General features: G+C 65.9%; 14 protein-coding genes. 4 read left to right on the forward strand and 10 right to left on the reverse strand.

The features are described from left to right. Positions 1-106: 106 nt before the first annotated feature. Entirely contained in the window at positions 107-382 is a 276-nt protein-coding gene (locus QFZ83_RS25675; RefSeq protein WP_307511106.1) for a hypothetical protein, read from the reverse strand. Positions 383-627: 245 nt separating this feature from the next. On the opposite strand from QFZ83_RS25675, the gene QFZ83_RS25680 reads away from it, so the two are divergent. Further along, positions 628-933 (forward strand): collagen-like protein, encoded by a 306-nt coding sequence (locus QFZ83_RS25680; protein WP_307511107.1) that lies wholly within the window; start codon positions 628-630, stop codon positions 931-933. 109 nt (positions 934-1,042) lie between these two features. Here the strand turns inward: QFZ83_RS25680 and QFZ83_RS25685 are convergent, their stop codons facing one another. From QFZ83_RS25685 to QFZ83_RS25695, 3 genes are all read right to left on the reverse strand, one after another. After that, a complete protein-coding gene (locus QFZ83_RS25685; RefSeq protein ID WP_307511109.1) occupies positions 1,043-1,246 on the reverse strand; it encodes a histidine kinase in 204 nt (67 codons plus the stop codon). 541 nt (positions 1,247-1,787) lie between these two features. Continuing rightward, on the reverse strand, positions 1,788-1,946 hold the full coding sequence (locus QFZ83_RS25690; RefSeq protein ID WP_307511110.1) for a DUF3309 family protein: 159 nt from the start codon (positions 1,944-1,946) through the stop codon (positions 1,788-1,790). 138 nt (positions 1,947-2,084) lie between these two features. Beyond that, a complete protein-coding gene (locus tag QFZ83_RS25695) occupies positions 2,085-2,267 on the reverse strand; it encodes a hypothetical protein (protein WP_307511112.1) in 183 nt (60 codons plus the stop codon). 1,128 nt (positions 2,268-3,395) lie between these two features. Between QFZ83_RS25695 and QFZ83_RS25700 the strand changes: the two genes are divergently transcribed. The 3 genes from QFZ83_RS25700 (at position 3,396) to QFZ83_RS25710 (ending at position 5,266) form a co-directional block, all read left to right on the forward strand. Beyond that, complete coding sequence (locus tag QFZ83_RS25700; protein WP_307511114.1) at positions 3,396-3,620, forward strand: hypothetical protein; 225 nt, start codon at positions 3,396-3,398, stop codon at positions 3,618-3,620. A gap of 111 nt (positions 3,621-3,731) precedes the next feature. After that, the gene (locus QFZ83_RS25705) at positions 3,732-3,890 is read left to right on the forward strand and encodes a hypothetical protein (protein WP_307511115.1); all 159 of its coding nucleotides are present in this window, start codon (positions 3,732-3,734) and stop codon (positions 3,888-3,890) included. Positions 3,891-5,038: 1,148 nt separating this feature from the next. Beyond that, entirely contained in the window at positions 5,039-5,266 is a 228-nt protein-coding gene (locus QFZ83_RS25710) for a hypothetical protein (protein ID WP_307511117.1), read from the forward strand. A 36-nt stretch (positions 5,267-5,302) separates the two neighbouring features. Here QFZ83_RS25710 and QFZ83_RS25715 read toward each other — a convergent pair whose 3' ends face one another. The 6 genes from QFZ83_RS25715 to QFZ83_RS25740 form a co-directional block, all read right to left on the reverse strand. Beyond that, complete coding sequence (locus QFZ83_RS25715; protein WP_307511119.1) at positions 5,303-5,692, reverse strand: hypothetical protein; 390 nt, start codon at positions 5,690-5,692, stop codon at positions 5,303-5,305. A gap of 82 nt (positions 5,693-5,774) precedes the next feature. Further along, on the reverse strand, positions 5,775-6,218 hold the full coding sequence (bamE, locus tag QFZ83_RS25720) for an outer membrane protein assembly factor BamE (protein ID WP_307511120.1): 444 nt from the start codon (positions 6,216-6,218) through the stop codon (positions 5,775-5,777). Positions 6,219-6,271: 53 nt separating this feature from the next. Beyond that, the gene (locus QFZ83_RS25725; RefSeq protein ID WP_307511121.1) at positions 6,272-7,504 is read right to left on the reverse strand and encodes an HlyD family efflux transporter periplasmic adaptor subunit; all 1,233 of its coding nucleotides are present in this window, start codon (positions 7,502-7,504) and stop codon (positions 6,272-6,274) included. Beyond that, the gene (locus QFZ83_RS25730) at positions 7,501-9,693 is read right to left on the reverse strand and encodes a type I secretion system permease/ATPase (protein ID WP_307511123.1); all 2,193 of its coding nucleotides are present in this window, start codon (positions 9,691-9,693) and stop codon (positions 7,501-7,503) included. Before QFZ83_RS25730 ends, QFZ83_RS25725 begins: the two co-directional genes overlap by 4 nt. Then, the gene (locus tag QFZ83_RS25735; RefSeq protein WP_307511125.1) at positions 9,690-11,024 is read right to left on the reverse strand and encodes a TolC family outer membrane protein; all 1,335 of its coding nucleotides are present in this window, start codon (positions 11,022-11,024) and stop codon (positions 9,690-9,692) included. The genes QFZ83_RS25730 and QFZ83_RS25735 overlap by 4 nt, the downstream gene beginning before the upstream one ends. Positions 11,025-11,095: 71 nt before the next feature. Next, positions 11,096-16,354 carry a tandem-95 repeat protein gene (locus tag QFZ83_RS25740; RefSeq protein ID WP_307511127.1) on the reverse strand — a complete coding sequence of 1,753 codons (5,259 nt, stop codon included), beginning with the start codon at positions 16,352-16,354 and terminating at the stop codon, positions 11,096-11,098. Positions 16,355-16,943 lie beyond the last annotated feature (589 nt).

Raw genomic sequence — 16,943 nt, forward strand, 5'->3', positions numbered from 1 at the left:
CGCCCGACGTCTCAAATCGACGCATGCTCCCCGCACAGACGTCCGATGTTGAATTTCTCCTGCGCGAGCGCGAACGCGCTGGATTGGCTTAAGTGGTCTCGCCGGTTCACTGAATCCTTTTCGCCGCCTCGCTGGCTCGCCAGCTGCTCCAACGCACAAGGGAGCGATTGCGGCTCCCGCAGCCATGGTTCTTGCCGGCAATGACGGCCAGCGGCATGTCAGGGCGCAGATGCTCCTCGGTCGCTTCGAAGACGCGCATTTGTATGCCTTCGCGCATCGGCTTCGTCATGCCGCCCTCGACACCCGGCACGATCTGGATGCGCAGCCGAATGCTGGCGAAGCGCCGGCAGCGCGACGTTCCCACAGGACTCTCATCACTCATCACTCATCACTCACCAACCATCCCCCGTGGTGGGTGCCTATCGCACCACTGTGCGTCCGTTTGCCAGCCTCCCGACTCGCCGTCAAGTCCCCACAGATGACACCTTGCACCTTGAGCGGACAGCCGTAATGCACGATTCATGACCGCTTCTATGCGCGGTGCCGAACAGACGCAGGCCGCGCCAGCAGTCACTGTGGCCGGCGCAGCCTCTATTGAGCTGCACCCCAAGACTACAAGGAACCGCCATGAAGAAGTATTTGCTCCCCTCCGTCCTGTTGCTCGCTCTGCTCGGCGCATCCGCCTGCACCGGCCCCATGGGCCCTCAAGGCAACACAGGCAACACCGGCTACACCGGCGCCACGGGCGCGAAGGGAAATACCGGCAACACAGGGAACACAGGGAACACAGGCGACACCGGCAGTACCGGCAACACCGGTGCTACAGGGGAAACCGGTAATCAGGGAAATACCGGCGCAACGGGCGCCAGAGGCAATACCGGCAGCACTGGCACCGGCAGCGGAACCGTTATCGTGGTTCCGGCCGCACGCTGACGCATTGACCAACGCGCTGTTCTTTCGGGACCGTTCAGGAATCCTCCGGGGCTGGTTCGGCGCTGAGGGAGAGCGCTTGGTCACGATATCAGATGACGCCCCGCGTTCGTCAATGCGAGGCAGCGCGATCGGCGAAGAGCGCATTGACTTCCGCAGCCTTGTCGAAGACCGTTTCGGCGCCCAGACGAGTGCACTCCGCGCGGTCGTCCGGAAGCCGCATTGGTCGACGCGACACGATTCGCTTCTTTATGCCGAGCGCTGAAAGGGCGGCCAACACGCCGAGTCCTGTTCCCTGTCTCAGCAACAGATCCACGGCGAGAAGCGGCCATGCCTCCTCGTTCGCCGGGCGCCAGCCACAGCTTCAACCTCAGAGAGCGCACGACCGACGACCTCTGTCTGCAGGTAGTCCACGAGCACAACCGTTGTCCCGGATCACCGACTCGTCTTCCACTGTGAAAACGGCAAGCATCATTTTGGGAAGCCCCCTGCGATGTCATGAACCGCGGGCTCATCTGGTCATCGAGCGCCCGACGTCGCTGGACAGGGAGAGCATTGCACCGAGTTCAACGAGGGGCAAGCTCGCATCTTCGAGCCCGCTTCGCCCCCTGGACATCATCCGCATGAGCGTGGCTTGACCGGAATGAGTTGTTCGCCACCGGGGATGCATGACTGGCGGAAGATCCGCCTCTGTCAGCCTTGCAGCGCGCGGCAACACACTTCTGGATGTCCTCGTGCGCATCGATGGTCATGGGCATCTCTGCGAAGTAAAGCCACTCGATCAACGGCATGGCAGTCTGGACTCCGCATCGATGCGGGTTGACCTCGCCGGCTGATCAACTTGAGTAAACCCAGCGTTAGATCCGTCCCGTCAACAACAAGACGATCAGCACGAGCACGACGATGCCCAGTATTCCGCTCGGACCGTAGCCCCAGCCACGGCTGTGTGGCCATGAGGGAAACGCTCCGACCAGAATGAGGATCAGGATGATCAAAAGAATGGTTCCAATGCCCATGGTTCACTCCTAGGTGGCTTGCTCGATATCAAAATACCGAGGCAGCGCATTTCAGTCTGTTCGCTGCCGAACGAACATGAATGCGCTTGCCTGACGCGAGCAGATGGTTCTTCCTTGCCTCCGGGGCTGCAACGGCCATCAAGGCGTCGGGCGTGCTGCTTCAGGATTTTCGATCGCGATCGCCGATGCGCTCTCGCAGATGATCGCGTCCACGTGTGCAAGCTCACGAGCGAGTTTTTGCGCGTGGCCTTGAACCTCGAGAGTCACTTCGATCATGCCGCTCGCCGCCAGCCGCTGTGCTGCGGCAACATCCGCCTGCAATGTGAGCCTCCGAGATGGCCTCGTGCGCCCGATCCGCACCAGCAGTTGAGTATCTGATTGCACGCTCGGTGGGTAATCGCTCGCCGCAGCCCCAGCTGAACCTCACCGGGATCGCCGTGTTCGATGCTGCTATGGTCCCGCGCAAATCTCAACTGCCCGAGTCGTACAGCGGGTCAGCTCCTGCGGCAATCCACTTGAGCGACGGCCGACCAGGTCGTGATTCATAGCTCGCGATCCAAATGAGTGCCCGAGTTGCGAGCCCGACATGCACTTGAGCGATCGTTCTCGTCGGACCGGCGTAAGTCAGCCGGCAGAGAAAAGTTGCCCCCCAGTAAATATCTGCAGAATGGCTCACTCCACCTGCATAGATCGGTCCAGCAAGCATTCGCGTTTGCCACTCATCGCGTTCCGGGCGGGCGTCCGGTGATTCAACCTGCGAGTCTTTGTCGACTTTCAACGTGACCACCTTGTTGAGCGATTCAACCCAGAGAGTGATCGAACTTCAATCCGCTCGTCTGTTCGACGCCGAACATAGTGGCGCCGCAACATCGGGCCAGCAGTACGAAGCAGCCAGGTGGAAGCCGGGGATGTCTGCGTCGTCTTTTGCCTCGACCGGCCCCCTGAAGAAGCGCCCAGCGTCCTGCTGGTCGACGGTCAGCAAGAGCGGTAGCAGGTTGCCCCTGCTTCTCGCATTCGATTCAACTCTGCGCCCCCGGGGCGCGTTTCTCAAGATCATCGGGACTCGCCCGTCCGTGCCCTCACTGCTGGAAGGCGCCCACACCGCTTCCACAAGTTCGGCAGCGGCGAGGACCGCTGTGCACTGAATTTCAGTCTCGGATTCGACCGGTCACGACGCGCCTCGTCGGCTGGAGGCAGCAGACGCATCGACTGCCCTGTCTCGGTCGGCGCGGCGTCGGAGAGACTGAAGGTGAATGGGGTGCGCCCGCATGGAAACTCCTGAAGTTGGACTTGGAAGTCCCCGATGCAATTGGCGCAGTGCGGGCGCCGTGCTTTGAGCTCGGCGGATGCGTTTCCGAAACACACGGTCGGGCAACGACCCGAGCGCGCAGATTCTGGGGCGCCGCGTTCGACGCGACAATGCACCCCATGGCACGTCTCTATCTCTCAATGACCGAAGGGGTCATCAACCACTGGAAGGCGCACGGCAACGCCTACCCGCAAAAGTTCATCCTCACCCCCGTCCAGCACGCCGCCTATGCGGAGTCTCGACGCAACGGCATCGGCGGCCCGAAATCCGATGTCCGCGTGCACATGGGCGTGCCGGTCGAGATCAGCGAGAACACGCCCGGCGTGATGATCGCTGCCGACGGCTCGGAGGTATCGCTCTCGTGACGCGCCGCGCGCTTTGCCCGGCACCCTCTTCACGCCATCACTTGCCGCTCAGGCCGAGCCGCGCACGCGTCTCGTGGTGAGCGTCAGCGACGGCGACATCACCGCGCGGCGGTGAGCCCGGTTCTACGGAAGATGGCGGTGGGCTTCGACGGGATCGACGCCATTGAAAAGAAGCAGTCCTTCGGCCCGCGCGCGAAGGAAGCGCTGTCCGATCTGGTCTACATGAAGGACGTGGAACTCGACTGCCCCATCTCCGACCGCAGCGTGTGACGCGTAGGCCTGTGCGCGATACACGAGTCGATTGAGCAGCCTCGTCAGGTCGCCGCCTTCCAGTCAAGCGCGTAGCCGCGGCACCGACATCTCGGTGATCTTGCCGACCTTGTCGCCCGGCGAAGAAATGCGCGGCGCAAGTGCTGCTGGTCTTCCCGCGACTGGCAACCCCGGCTTGATCTTGTGCTCATGGCAGGCCGCGGCGTCCATCTGATCGACGACAAGGCATGCAGCGACTTTCTGGTTCGGATGGATGTAGCCGCCGACGTGCTACACGTCGGTGAGCGTCCAGTCCGCCCCTCTCGAAAGCCGGCTCGGAGCACAGGTGCGTGCCGAAGTCGAACTGAGCCGGGGCAATTCAGCCTATGTTCGCTGACGCACGGTCTCATGCCAGCAATGCGCCTAGCCTGAGGGGCCTTCAAAGGATTCTCATGAACCGTTCACTACTGACTTTTGCGCTGCTCGGCGCGTTGAGCTTGGCCGCGTGCGACAGGCCCACTGCCGTGGTCGCCGTTCCAGCGGCGCCCGTGGCGGTGCCCGGACCCGCAGGCCCCCCGGGGATAGCGGGTGCTCAAGGCGTTGATGGAAAAAAAGGAGACACCGGCAAGCCCAGCGAAAGCACTACTGTGATCATCACGCCAGCTCCGGAGCCCCAGCCAGCGAAGTAAAGCGCGACAGACTTTGCGGATGTCCGACAAATGCTGAAGGCGAAAGCACGCCACCAGCGATGTGCCTTCGCCCCGAGCAAGCCGATGTTGCGAAGCGCCGCTCACGACTCGTCGAGGGCGTGCATGCTGCCGCGGCCTCGCTGCGATTGCGCGGTCCCGACTTCGAAGTTGCGACGACTACCTTGAGCGGGCGCCAGCGCTCCGGATTGACCAACGTCGGATGCATCAGCGAAAAATCGAAGCCGATGGGTGGCCATAAAGCCGGGCCGATCCGCGTTGCAGGTTCGCGGCGCAGTGGAGGCCTGGACCGATGGTTGAAAGCGCGGACGAGCTCTGCGCGTCCTGCCTTCGCGGCGCCTCGCGCCCAATGTACTCAATGAGGAATCATCTGCGGAACGCCGGAGTCAGAGATCCGCGAAGTTCAACACGTCCATGCCGCGAAGCGAGCTTGGCGCGAACTCGGCAACCGCCTGCTCAGCTGTGTCGTACAGCATCATCTTTGACGAAGCAGGATCGGTTGTTGGCGGCCTGTATGGCGCTTCCGGCTTTGCCCGCTGGCTGCGCAGCCTAGCCAAGAAGCGCTTCGATCGCGAGCGCAACGAGGACGCCGACGTACAACCACAGCGCGATGTTGCTCAATCGCAAGAGGTTTCTTCGAAACCGCTTGGTGCGACGGATCATCGTGCATCTCCCCCAACGGGCATGTGAACCCTCAGCGGCATAGTACAAATACGACGTGCCGACTCAGTCAGTTTGATCACTGAGCATCGGGTGAACCAAGTCACCGGGCGAGAAGACGGGCACTGCAGGTATTGGCGCGGCGGTGCGTCTGGGTTTGATCCGCACGACCACATGAAGGTCTTCCATCAGTTGAAGATCACCACAACTGGTACGCCGCAGCTTCACAGCCAGCAGACCTTGTAGCTTGGCGCGATGCCATTCAGCAGCGTCGGCGATTTCCGTGCGCGTCATGGCTGCGATTCCGATGCTATGTTCCAGTTCGGCGGCGCGTAAGCAGGCTGTGACGCGTTCGACGCTCCTGAGCGTGCTCTCGATCACCTCCAAGCAACGCTCGGCCAACTTGTTCGGCTCATCTGCAGCGTTTCCGTACACGAACGCTTCGTACGGACGCACTGCAGGTCTTGTTTGAAATGGCACGAGCTAAACCACCAGTTACCCAGGCAGAGATTCGACGGCTCGACCTCCGTCTGGCAGTTCAGTGCGAGACCAGATCCAAGCACTGCCGACGGCGCCACACCGCACTGCGCACGGTTTGGCTGCCGTCGAACACGACTTTGTATTGGCATACGAGGTAGTTGGCCGATCGCGGCATTTGGAACTTGAACTGGTAATCCCACTCAGTGCCGAGCGCCCCGGGCTGTTGCCTCAACGCCTGCCCGAGCGCGGCGAGGACCTGGGCCTGATTGATCCCGGGCTTGATCTCGCGAAAGCGCTCGGGCCGCGACACGATGCCGTCGCGCAGAAAGGGCTCCTTGAAGTCAGGGCGGCGCGCCTCGACGTCGCGATAGTCCAGCTTGTCGGGGTTGCTCACGGCATCTACTGGGTTGTCGCGCGCCGCCACATGAGTGGTGGCGCCGAGCAGCGCGGCGGCGAGCGCGAAGGCAGCGACGGTGGGTGATGCGTGCAGGGTCTTTTTCATGGCTAGCGTCCTCTTGGGTCAGATGAGATTCTTGGGAGAGATGCGCGCGCGAATCAGCGCTCGCGCATGGCTTCGCGCGCCTTGTTCAGCGGCTTGGTCAGGTAGTCCCACACGGTCTTGCGACCGGTGCGGATGTCGGCGGTGGTCACCATGCCGGGCACGATGGGCATGCGGCGGCCGGCCTTGTCGGTGAGTGCGTCGGAGTCGGTGCGCACGAGTACGGGGTAGTACACGATCTCGGGCTTGACCTCGTCGCGCTGCGTGTCGGGTGCGATGGTCACCACACGCCCTTTGAGGTCGCCGTACACGGCGTAGTCATATGCGGTGACCTTGATCTGCGCCTCCTGCCCGGGCCGCATGAAGGCGATGTCGCGAGGCGAGATGCGCGCCTCGATCAGCAACTGATCGTCCAGCGGCACGAGGGTCAGGAGCGAGCCGTTAGGCGGCACGACACCGCCGATGGTGGTGACCTGCAAGCTCTTGACGATGCCGCGCACGGGCGAGTTCAGGGTGAGCCGCTCGAGCGAGTCTGCACGCCCGCGCACCACGGACGACAAGGACTTCACCTCGGCATCTGCCTTGGCGAGTTCTTCGCGGCTGCGCACCATGTAGTTCGATCGCGCCTCGGAGATCTTCAGCTCCAGGTCGGCGGCCTGGCGTTGCAGGCGGATGAGCTCGACGTTGCTGGCCGCGCCGCTCACCTGCAGCGAGCGGGTGATGTCGAGCTCCTTGCGCACGAGCGCAAGCGCCTGGCCCAGGCCTGAAACGGTGTCGCGCATGCTGCCCTGCCGCGAGCGGAAGAGCGCGCTTTCGGAGTCGACCAGCTGCGCGTACGCCTTCAGCTCGGCGGGGAACTGAAGGGTGCTGCGCCCTTCCACCTCGGCGCGCAGGCGCACGCTGCTGGCCAGCGCGGCACGGTAGCGCGCGGCGGTCTCTTCCACGCTCGATTCGCCGCGCGTCGGGTCAAGCTGCGCGAGCACTTGGCCCTTCTCGACGATCTCACCCTCGTGCACGCGCAGCTCAGCAAGAATGCCGCCTTCGAGCGACTGGATGCGCTGCTCACGCGAGCTGGGGATCACCTTGCCCATGCCGCTGGACACTTCGTCGATCTCGAAGCACCAGGCCCACACGAAGAACGCGAGCAGAAAGAGCGCGATGAACCACACGACGCGCGCGGAGCCGCTGGCGCGCGCCTCGTCGAAGTCGTCTGCGCCGCCGGGGCCCCAGACGGTGGCGGTGGATACCTGTGCAGGCACCGGTGCCTTGGTCAATGTCACGGCGTTCATGCCTGTGCCTCCTTGCCACGGCCCGCGAGGGCCGTTGTCTCGCGCGATGCCGCCGCGCCTTGGCGCAGCCGCGCCATCACCTGGTCGCGCGGCCCGTCGAGCACGACAGCGCCGCCGTCCACCACGAGGATGCGGTCCACCGCATCGAGCACGGCCGGGCGGTGCGTGGCCAGCACCAGCGTGCGGCCTGCGGACAGCGCGCGCAGCTGCTCGATCACTTCGCGCTCGGCCACTTCGTCGAGCGAGGCGGTGGGCTCGTCGAGCAGCAGCACGCTGGGGCGGCGGAGCATGAGCCGCGCGAGCAGCAGGCTCTGGCGCTGCCCGCCCGAGAGGCCGCGCCCGCCTTCCAGCAGCGGATGGTCCAGCCCCGTGGGCAGACGGCGCACGAAGGCCCAGGCGCCGGTGGCTTGCAGGGCGGTGATCAGTTCGGCGTCGGTGGCATGGGGCGTGCCCATCTGCAGGTTCTCGCGCAGGGTGCCGTGGAACAGGCGCGCGTCCTGCGCGAGCAACCCGACGTCGCGACGCACGTCGGCCGGGTCGATGTGGGCCATCGACACGCCGTCGAGCACCACACTGCCTGCGCGCGGTTCGAGGAGACCGGACAGCGCCTGCAGCAGCGTCGACTTGCCCGCACCGTTGCACCCAAGCACGGCGATGCGCTCGCCAGGGCCGATGTGCAGCGCCTTCACGTGCAGCGCGGGGGTCTTGCCGTCGTGGCTGAAGACGGCGTCGCGCAGCGTGTAGTCCCCCTGCACGGCAGGCCGGTGCACACGCGTCTCATGGGGCGGGTGGTCGACCGGGAGCTTCATGAGCTGGTCGAGCGATTCGCCGGCCACCTTGGCCTGCTGCCAGCGGTTGAGTACCTGCGTCACGCCGGCCAGCGGCGCGAGCATGCGGGTCGACAGGATCGATGCGGCCACGAGCACGCCGGTGCTCATCTGCCCGTCCATCACCAGCGGCGCGCCGAAGAACACGACAAAGGCAAAGGCGCCACCCTGCACGGTCTGCGTCCAGTTGCTCAGGGTGTTGAGCAACGCGCGCAGTTTCAGGCCCGAGTCGGCGTTGACGGCGTTGTAGTGGTTCCACTGGTTCTGGAAGCGCGGCTCGGCCTGCAGCACCTTGATGTCGTCGATGCCCTGCACGGCTTCGACCAGCATGGCGTTGCGCAGCGACGATTCGCGCATGCCTGCCTGGGCCAGCGCGCGCAGGCGCGGCTGCGCCAGCAGGCTGGGCACGAGCAGCAGCACGCACGCGGCCAGCGGCACGAGCACGAGCCAGCCTGCAATGAACCAGAAGAGCACGCAGAACACGAAGAAGAACGGCAGATCGGCCACGGCCGCCACGGTGGTCGACGTGAGCATTTCGCGCACGGGCTCCAGCTCGCGCAGCTGCGAGATGAAGGTGCCGGTGGCACGCGGGCGCGCCGAGCCACGCACGCGCAGCGCGTGGCCGAACACGCGGTCAGAAATGCGCAGGTCGGCGCGCTTGCCCACCACGTCGGTGATGCGCATACGCGCGCCGCGCATGACCCAGCTGAACGCAATGGACAGCAGCACGCCGCCGAACAGCACATGGAGCGTGGGCAGCGACTGCGCGGGCACCACGCGGTCGTACACCTGCATCGAGAACAGCGTGCCGGCCAGCGCCATCAGGTTGTAGGCGAGTGACGCGACGAGGATGTGCGCGTAGGGCCGCCAGTCGGCCAGCACGATCTGGCGCAGCCAGTGCGGCTCGACGGGGCGGATGTAGGCGTCGACGCGCGAGTCGGGCGCCGATTGCGCGGGTCGCAGCACGGCCATGGCTTCGAGTGCGGGTTGCAGCTCCTCGATCGTGCAGACGGTTTCTGCGCCCTGGTCGCCACCGAGCATCACGCGCAGGCCCTGCGCCGAGATGGCGGTGACCACGGCCACCTGCCCGTCGCGCAGTTGCAGCACCACGGGCAGGCGCCAGGGGCTCAGGGTGTCCAGGCGCGGTGCGACCTGGCGCACGGTGAGCCCGGCCTGGCGGGCCATCTGGCGCACGCGCTCAGCGATGTCTTCGTGGTCGCTCCATGCGGCAGCGCCGCGTATGCGCTCGCGCGAGGTGTCGAGGTGGTAGTGGGCGGCCACAGCGAGCACGGCATCGGCCCAGCCGGCGAGCAGCTCGGGGCTGCGCGCGGCAGAAAGCTCGGGCATGGTGGCGGCGGTCATGGCCGGCCTCCGGCCACGAGGTCGCCCGCATCGACCAGCCCGAAGGCCTCACGCAGGCGGCCCGACTGATACAGGCACTCGACTGCGAGCCGCTGCACTTCGTGCGCGCTCTCGGCCTGTTCGAAGCGCGCGCCGTGGAACTCCTGCTCGGCATTGAGCAGGTCGAGCAGCGAGCGCGTGCCCAACTGCAGATATTGCTCGCGGTACAGGTCGCGCGTGCGCTGCGTGCTCTGCACGCGCGCGGCGAGCACGGGCAGGCGCTGCGCGTGGCCTTGCGACTGCACACGCGCGTCTTCGAACCGCTGCCGCACGCTCAGTTGTGCATAGCCCAGCGCGGCCTCGGCCGCTTCGACGGCGTGCGCGGCGGCGCGCTGGCGGGCCTGGCTGCGCCCGCCTTCGTACAGCGGCGCGGAGAAGTTGACGGTGAGCGTGCTTTCGGTGCCGGGCTGGCCGGCGAGCCGCGCGCCGGATTCGAGCCCCCGGTTGACGCCTGCGTTGAGCGACAGCGTGGGCAGCAACTGGGCATCGGCGCCACGCAGCGCGGCCTGTGCCATGTCGCGCTCGGCCTGCGCCATCTGCACGGTCGGTGCAGGCAAGGCCGTCTGCGGCTGCGCGGCGCAGGCGCGCGCGAGCGGCGCTGGCGCTTCGCCGGCGATGTCGACCGGCATGCGGCCCTGGGTCAAATGCATGAGGGTGAGGCGCCAGCGCTCGGCCTGGGACGCAGTGTTGAGTTGCTGGGCCCGCGCAGCCTCCAGGCGCGATTGCGCCTGCGCCACGTCGGACTGACTGGTCGCGCCTTTGGCCTGACGCTCGCCCACCAGGCCGGCCAGCGACTGCACGCCCTTCACCTGGGCCTGCGCGATCTCGCCGAGCATCTGCTGGCGGTGCACTTCGATCCATGCCTGCGCGGTGTCGCGCACCACATCGTCGATCGCCACGAGCAGCTTGGCGCGCGCGGCCGCGGCCGAGGCCTCGGCCTCGTTCACGGCGCTCGACACCTTGCCAAAGTCGTACAGCATCTGGGTCACAGACAGCGAAGCCTGGTGCACCTGGCGGCGACCGTCGGTCTGCAACTGCCGGTTGCCCGTGCGCGCGCTGAGGCCGGCGCTGACCTGCGGGTAGTAGTCCGAGCGCGCGGCTGCAATGCCCTCGCCCGCCTGCAGCGCTTGCCCGACCGCGTTGCGCACGGTCGGGTGCGAGGTCGCGGCCAGGCGCACGGCCTCGGTCATGCCCAGCGGGGTGGCGGCACTCGCTTGCGCAAACGCCCCCGTTCCGGCGAGCAGGAAGAAAAGGCCCGCGGCGGCGGGCGGAAGAAGACGGGAAGCAGACATGCGTAGGAACGTGCGGACAGCGTGTGGACCCCAAGGTGTCGGCGCCGCAAGCGGCGCCGACACCCGGTCGGTCAGTGGTGAAACGCGAGGCCCATGTGAAGCTCGTCGTCGAGCGAAGGGGCCACGGGCGGTGCGTAGGCCGTGAGCGAGTCGGCCGATGACGCCAGCGCCGGCACCGTGGGCGATGCCTGCGTGCTCGCAAAGGCCGGCGGGAACGCGGCCTGCAGCAGCGCCTGCAGCGACTCGGCCGCGGTGTAGGCATGCAGCATGTCGGACAGCTGCGCGCCACCCCAGGGGCTGTCGCCGAAGGGGAAATGCGGCGCATCGTGCTGCTGCTCGAGCGACACCGTCACTTCGTCGACACCGGCCAGCCCCAGCGAGTCGGCCGAGGTGTACATCGCTGCCATCCCAGTCGCACCGGCAGCGGGCGTGTAGTTGACGTGCAGCGTCTGCGTGGCCGCGTTGCTCGCATCGCCGTCGCGGTCGACCACCTGGTAGCTGAGCGTCTCGTCGTAGTTGTGCGAGGCGGCGGTCCTCGGTGCCACCTGGTAGCTGAATTCGCCCGAGTCGAAGTCCACGACCAGCTTGCCGCCCTGCGCCGTGGCAATGGTGACCTGGTGCGTCGCCGCGTTGTAGCTGAAGTCGCTGCCGGTGGCGGGGCCGGTCTTGGTCATCAGGCCCGTGCTGCTGTCGAAGGCGTAGGTGGTGCCGTCGATGCTCAGCGTGGACACATGGCCACCGTCGGCACCGAAGCCCGACGAGCCGCCGAGGCCGCCGGTCAGCAGGTTGCTGACCGTGGGTGGCACGCTGATCGTTCCCTGCAGCACATTGTTCAGCTGGCTCGTGTCGGTGATGATCTGGCCGTTGGTGTTCGTGCCGGTGTTGCCGTTGTAAGCGATGGGATCGATGAAGCCCTGCGCTGCGGGCAAGAGGTCGGACCCCAAGCCCAGGGCGAACGAGTTGATGTGGTTGTTCGTGAGAAAGTTCTTCCAGATCGTTTCTTCCGCCGCCTGGATGCCGAAGTCGGCCGAGCTGTTGCTGCTGTTGTTCGTCAACTGGCCGGTGTTGCCGTCTCCCCGCGTCGGTTCGCCGTCCGTGAGGAAGTAGGACACGTTCTGGGCCCCTGCCAGCTTGCCAGTGGCCGAGAAGCCGTTCATCGCCGCAGCCAGGGCCGCGTCGTAGTTGGTGTTGCCCGAAGCCTGCAGGTTCTGCACCAGCGCCTTGGCCTCTGCCGCCGTCATCCAGGCCTGCTGCGCCTGCCCGGTCGTGCTGAAGGTGACGAGCTGCACCCGCACGTCGCCGTACAGGTCGTAGCCGTCGATCAGGTTCTGGACAGCCGCCTTCGCACGGGAGAGCCGCGTCGGCGTCTCCTCGCCCATGCTCCCGGAGAGGTCCAGGACCACCATCAGGTTGGTGTTGATCGGCGCCACGTCGACGGCCTGTTCGCCGCTCACGAGCACTGGTGCGTCGTCCTTGACGGGCACATCGAAGCCCACTGGCGCAGCAGCGGCCTGGCCGTCGGTCACATGCGCCTCGAAATGCAGGTTCGACACGCCCTCGCCGTTGCCCGGCGGGTGGTCGATCGGCGACTTCAGCGTGACGGTGTAGCCCGCCTCGAAAAGCCCCGTGCCCGTGGCAGTGACATTGCCCACCGCCACGGTCATCACCTCGGTGGTGACGCCGCCGACGGTGACACTGCCCGTGAGCGTGTGCGTGCCTGCGTCCCAGGTCCATGACACTGGCTGGCCGCCGGAGGTGACGCCGGTCGGGCCGCTGAGCGACACCGACAGGTCGCCGGCCGCGCTGTCGGTATCCGCGATGGAGATCTTGCCGGTCGATTGCAGCGGCGGCTCTCCCGCAGCCGGAATGCCCCCGGGCAGGCTGCCTTCGGAGAGAGCCTCGGGCGCAGTCACAGTGGCCGTCGGCGCGTCGTTCACCGGGTTGATGGTCACGTTCACCGTGCTGGTGGTCGTGCCGCCGTGGCCGTCGCTCACCGTGACGGTGAAGCTGTCGGTGCCGTTGAAGTTCGGGCCGGGAACATAGGTGTAGGTGCCGTCGGCGTTGACCGTCACCGTGCCGTGCGCTGGGTCGCTGCCCTTCACGTAGGTCAGCGTGTCGCCATCCGCATCGCTTCCGATGATCTGGCCGCTGACCGGCGTGTCTTCGTCCGTGGTCTTGGTGTCGTTGGGCGCCGTCGGTGCTTCGTTGAGGTTCTGCTCGTTGAGCGTGACGGGGATGTTCGTGGTGACCGTGCCGTCGTTCGCGCCGACCACCAGCGAGTGGGCGTTGGCGCCCGCTTCGTAGTCGTTCACGAACGCCGCAGCGCCTGCAGCCGTGAGGCTGATCGCGCCCGTGACCGGGTCGATGGCGAAGTAGCCGTTGTCGTTGCCCGAGAGGATGCTGTAGGTGACCGTCGCGCTGTCGGCGTCGGTGGCGTGGACGGTGCCGAGCACGGTACCTGCGGGCCGGTTTTCGTCGTAGCCGAAGACGTAGCCGTCTGTCGTGTTCACCGGCGTGCCACCGCCGTCGACGAACACGGGGGCGTCGTTGACGGGGTTGATGGTCACGGTCACGGTGCTCGTCGTCGTGCCACCGTGGCCGTCGCTCACCGTGACGGTGAAGCTGTCGGTACCGTTGAAGTTGGCACCGGGAACATAGGTGTAGGTGCCATCGGCGTTGACCGTCACCGTGCCGTGGGCTGGGTCGCTGCCCTTCACATAGGTCAACGTGTCGCCATCCGCATCGCTTCCGATGATCTGGCCGCTGACCGGCGTGTCTTCGTCCGTGGTCTTGGTGTCGTTGGGCGCCGTCGGTGCTTCGTTGAGGTTCTGCTCGTTGAGCGTGACGGGGATGTTCGTGGTGACCGTGCCGTCGTTCGCGCCGACCACCAGCGAGTGGGCGTTGGCGCCCGCTTCGTAGTCGTTCACGAACGCCGCAGCGCCTGCAGCCGTGAGGCTGATCGCGCCCGTGACCGGGTCGATGGCGAAGTAGCCGTTGTCGTTGCCCGAGAGGATGCTGTAGGTGACCGTCGCGCTGTCGGCGTCGGTGGCGTGGACGGTGCCGAGCACTGTACCTGCGGGCCGGTTTTCGTCGTAGCCGAAGACGTAGCCGTCTGTCGTGTTCACCGGGGTGCCGCCACCGTCGACGAACACGGGTGCGTCGTTGACGGGGTTGATGGTCACGGTCACGGTGCTGGTGGTCGTGCCACCGTGGCCGTCGCTCACCGTGACGGTGAAGCTGTCTGTGCCGTTGAAGTTCGCACCGGGCGTGTACGTGTAGGTGCCGTCGGCATTGACCGTCACGGTGCCGTGCGCTGGGTCGCTGCCCTTCACGTAGGTCAGCGTGTCGCCGTCCACGTCGCTGCCGACGACCTGGCCACTGACCGGCGTGTCTTCGTCCGTGGTCTTGGTGTAGTTCGGAACCGTCGGCGCATCGTTCACGGGGTCGATCGTCACGTTCACCGTGCTCGTCGTCGTGCCGCCGTGGCCGTCGCTCACCGTGACGGTGAAGCTGTCGGTGCCGTTGAAGTTGGCGCCGGGAACATAGGTGTAGGTGCCGTCGGCATTGACCGTCACGGTGCCGTGCGCTGGGTCGCTGCCCTTCACGTAGGTCAGCGTGTCGCCGTCCACGTCGCTGCCGACGACTTGGCCGCTCACGGGCGTGTCTTCGTTCGTGGTCTTGGTGTAATTCGGAACCGTCGGCGCATCGTTGACCGGGTCGATCGTCACGTTCACCGTGCTCGTCGTCGTGCCACCGTGGCCGTCGCTGACCGTGACGGTGAAGCTGTCTGTGCCGTGGAAGTTGGCACCGGGAACATAGGTGTAGGTGCCGTCGGCGTTGACCGTCACCGTGCCGTGCGCTGGGCCGCTGCCCTTCACGTAGGTCAGCATGTCGCCGTCAGCATCGCTTCCGATGATCTGGCCGCTCACGGGCGTGTCTTCGGCCGTGGTCTTGGTGTCGTTGGGTGCCGTCGGTGCGTCGTTGAGGTTCTGCTCGTTGAGCGTGACGGGGATGTTCGTGGTGACCGTGCCGTCGTTCGCGCCGACCACCAGCGCGTGGGCGTTGGCGCCCGCCTCGTAGTCGTTGACGAACGCCGCAGCGCCTGCAGCCGTGAGGCTGATCGCGCCCGTGACCGGGTCGATGGCGAAGTAGCCGTTGTCGTTGCCCGAGAGGATGCTGTAGGTGACCGTCGCGCTGTCGGCGTCGGTGGCGTGGACGGTGCCGAGCACGGTACCTGCGGGCCGGTTTTCGTCGTAGCCGAAGACGTAGCCGTCTGTCGTGTTCACCGGGGTGCCGCCACCGTCGACGAACACGGGTGCGTCGTTGACGGGGTTGATGGTCACGGTCACGGTGCTGGTGGTCGTGCCACCGTGGCCGTCGCTCACCGTGACGGTGAAGCTGTCGGTACCGTTGAAGTCGGGGTTGGGCGTGTAGGTGTACGTGCCATCCGGGTTGACCGTCACCGTGCCATGAGACGGATCGCTGCCCTTCGTGTAGGTCAGCGTGTCGCCGCTGTCAATGTCGCTGCCGGTCACACGGCCGCTCACGGGCGTGTCTTCGTTCGTGGTCTCGGCGTAGTCGGGCGCCGTGGGCGCGTCGTTGACGGGCGAGACGGTCACGGGCACCTTCACGGTGGTGGTGCCGCCCTTGCCGTCGCTGACGGTCACTTCGAAGCTGTCTGGACCTTCGTAGCCAGGCTTGGGCGTGTAGAGGAACTGGCCGGTGGACGGGTCGACGGTGACGGTGCCGTGCTCGGGGCCCTTGGCAACGGTGTAGCTCAGCGTGTCGCGGTCCGGGTCGGTGGCGTGCACTTGCCCGGAAACCGGCTTGTCCTGCGCGGTGACGACGGGCTCGGCCTTCCCTTCGGGGCCGCGGTTCTGCGGCGGGAGCAGCGGCGGAATGAAAGCCGGACCACCGCCGCCGCCACCACCACCGCTCGCGGCGGCACCGACGCCCAGCACGCCGAGCGCACCCAGCAGCCAGCCCGGCACGCCGTCGGGCAGTAGCGCGGCGCCGGCGTCGTTCCATTCGATTTCGGTGAAGTGGAAGTCTTTCCAGGGCGCGGTGTACTGGCCCCACCACTGCACGCCGGCGCCGTCTTCGAGCACGAGGTCGTTGCGGCCGCCGTCAGGGTATTCGGCGAAGAAGCCCCGCACGGCGACTTCCTGGCCGTCGCGCAACACGAGCACGAGGTCGTCGCCGCGACGCTCGAACTTGAGCACGCTCTCGGGCGCGATCTTCAGCGAGACGATCGATGGGCGATCCAGAACCAGAGGGGTGTCTGCCGCCGCTTTGCGGGATGCGCCACCAGACTTGTAAACAGCTTCCATGATTTGTCCTTGCTTCTTGACTCCAGACCCCGGGGGCCTTCGTGCTAGACGAACAACCTGGGTCGCACATTGGGAAATCTCGAGTGCCGCGGCTCTCGAGGACTCGCCAGCACGACCCGACCGGGGTCATGCGGCTTGCACGAGGCGGGATTCTTGGTGCGGGGGGCGGGCCGGGCTTTTGCCCAAGAGGTCGCCGCTTTTGCCCTGCCGGACAACTTTTTACAAAGGTGTGCAAACGTCAACTACTTCACACGATTTGTGAGATAAACCCGCGAATTCGTCGGTGAGCCAAACCGGAAGCAGGCGGGCAATGGCGCTTTTCTGCGCATTGGGGCTTTGCCAAAGCGTCCGATTGTTTTGAATGAGCGGCCAGTCAGCTGTTTCCCACAATTCCTCGACCTCCCGATTGCCGCTTTCGAAGCGCCATTCCCCTCCGATGCGCTCCTGCAACGCGAGGATTTGTGACGGCGTCCCACGCGATGCCCGTCAAATCCACCGGGCGTTACCTCGCGTCATTGGAGGGATCCGCGAACTTTGTGAGAATGATTTCCAGTTAATTTCTTGGCTTCATAGCCTTCACTCAAAGAGC

This window comes from Variovorax sp. W1I1, from assembly GCF_030815625.1.
Classification (GTDB): Bacteria; Pseudomonadota; Gammaproteobacteria; order Burkholderiales; family Burkholderiaceae_C; genus Variovorax; species Variovorax paradoxus_C.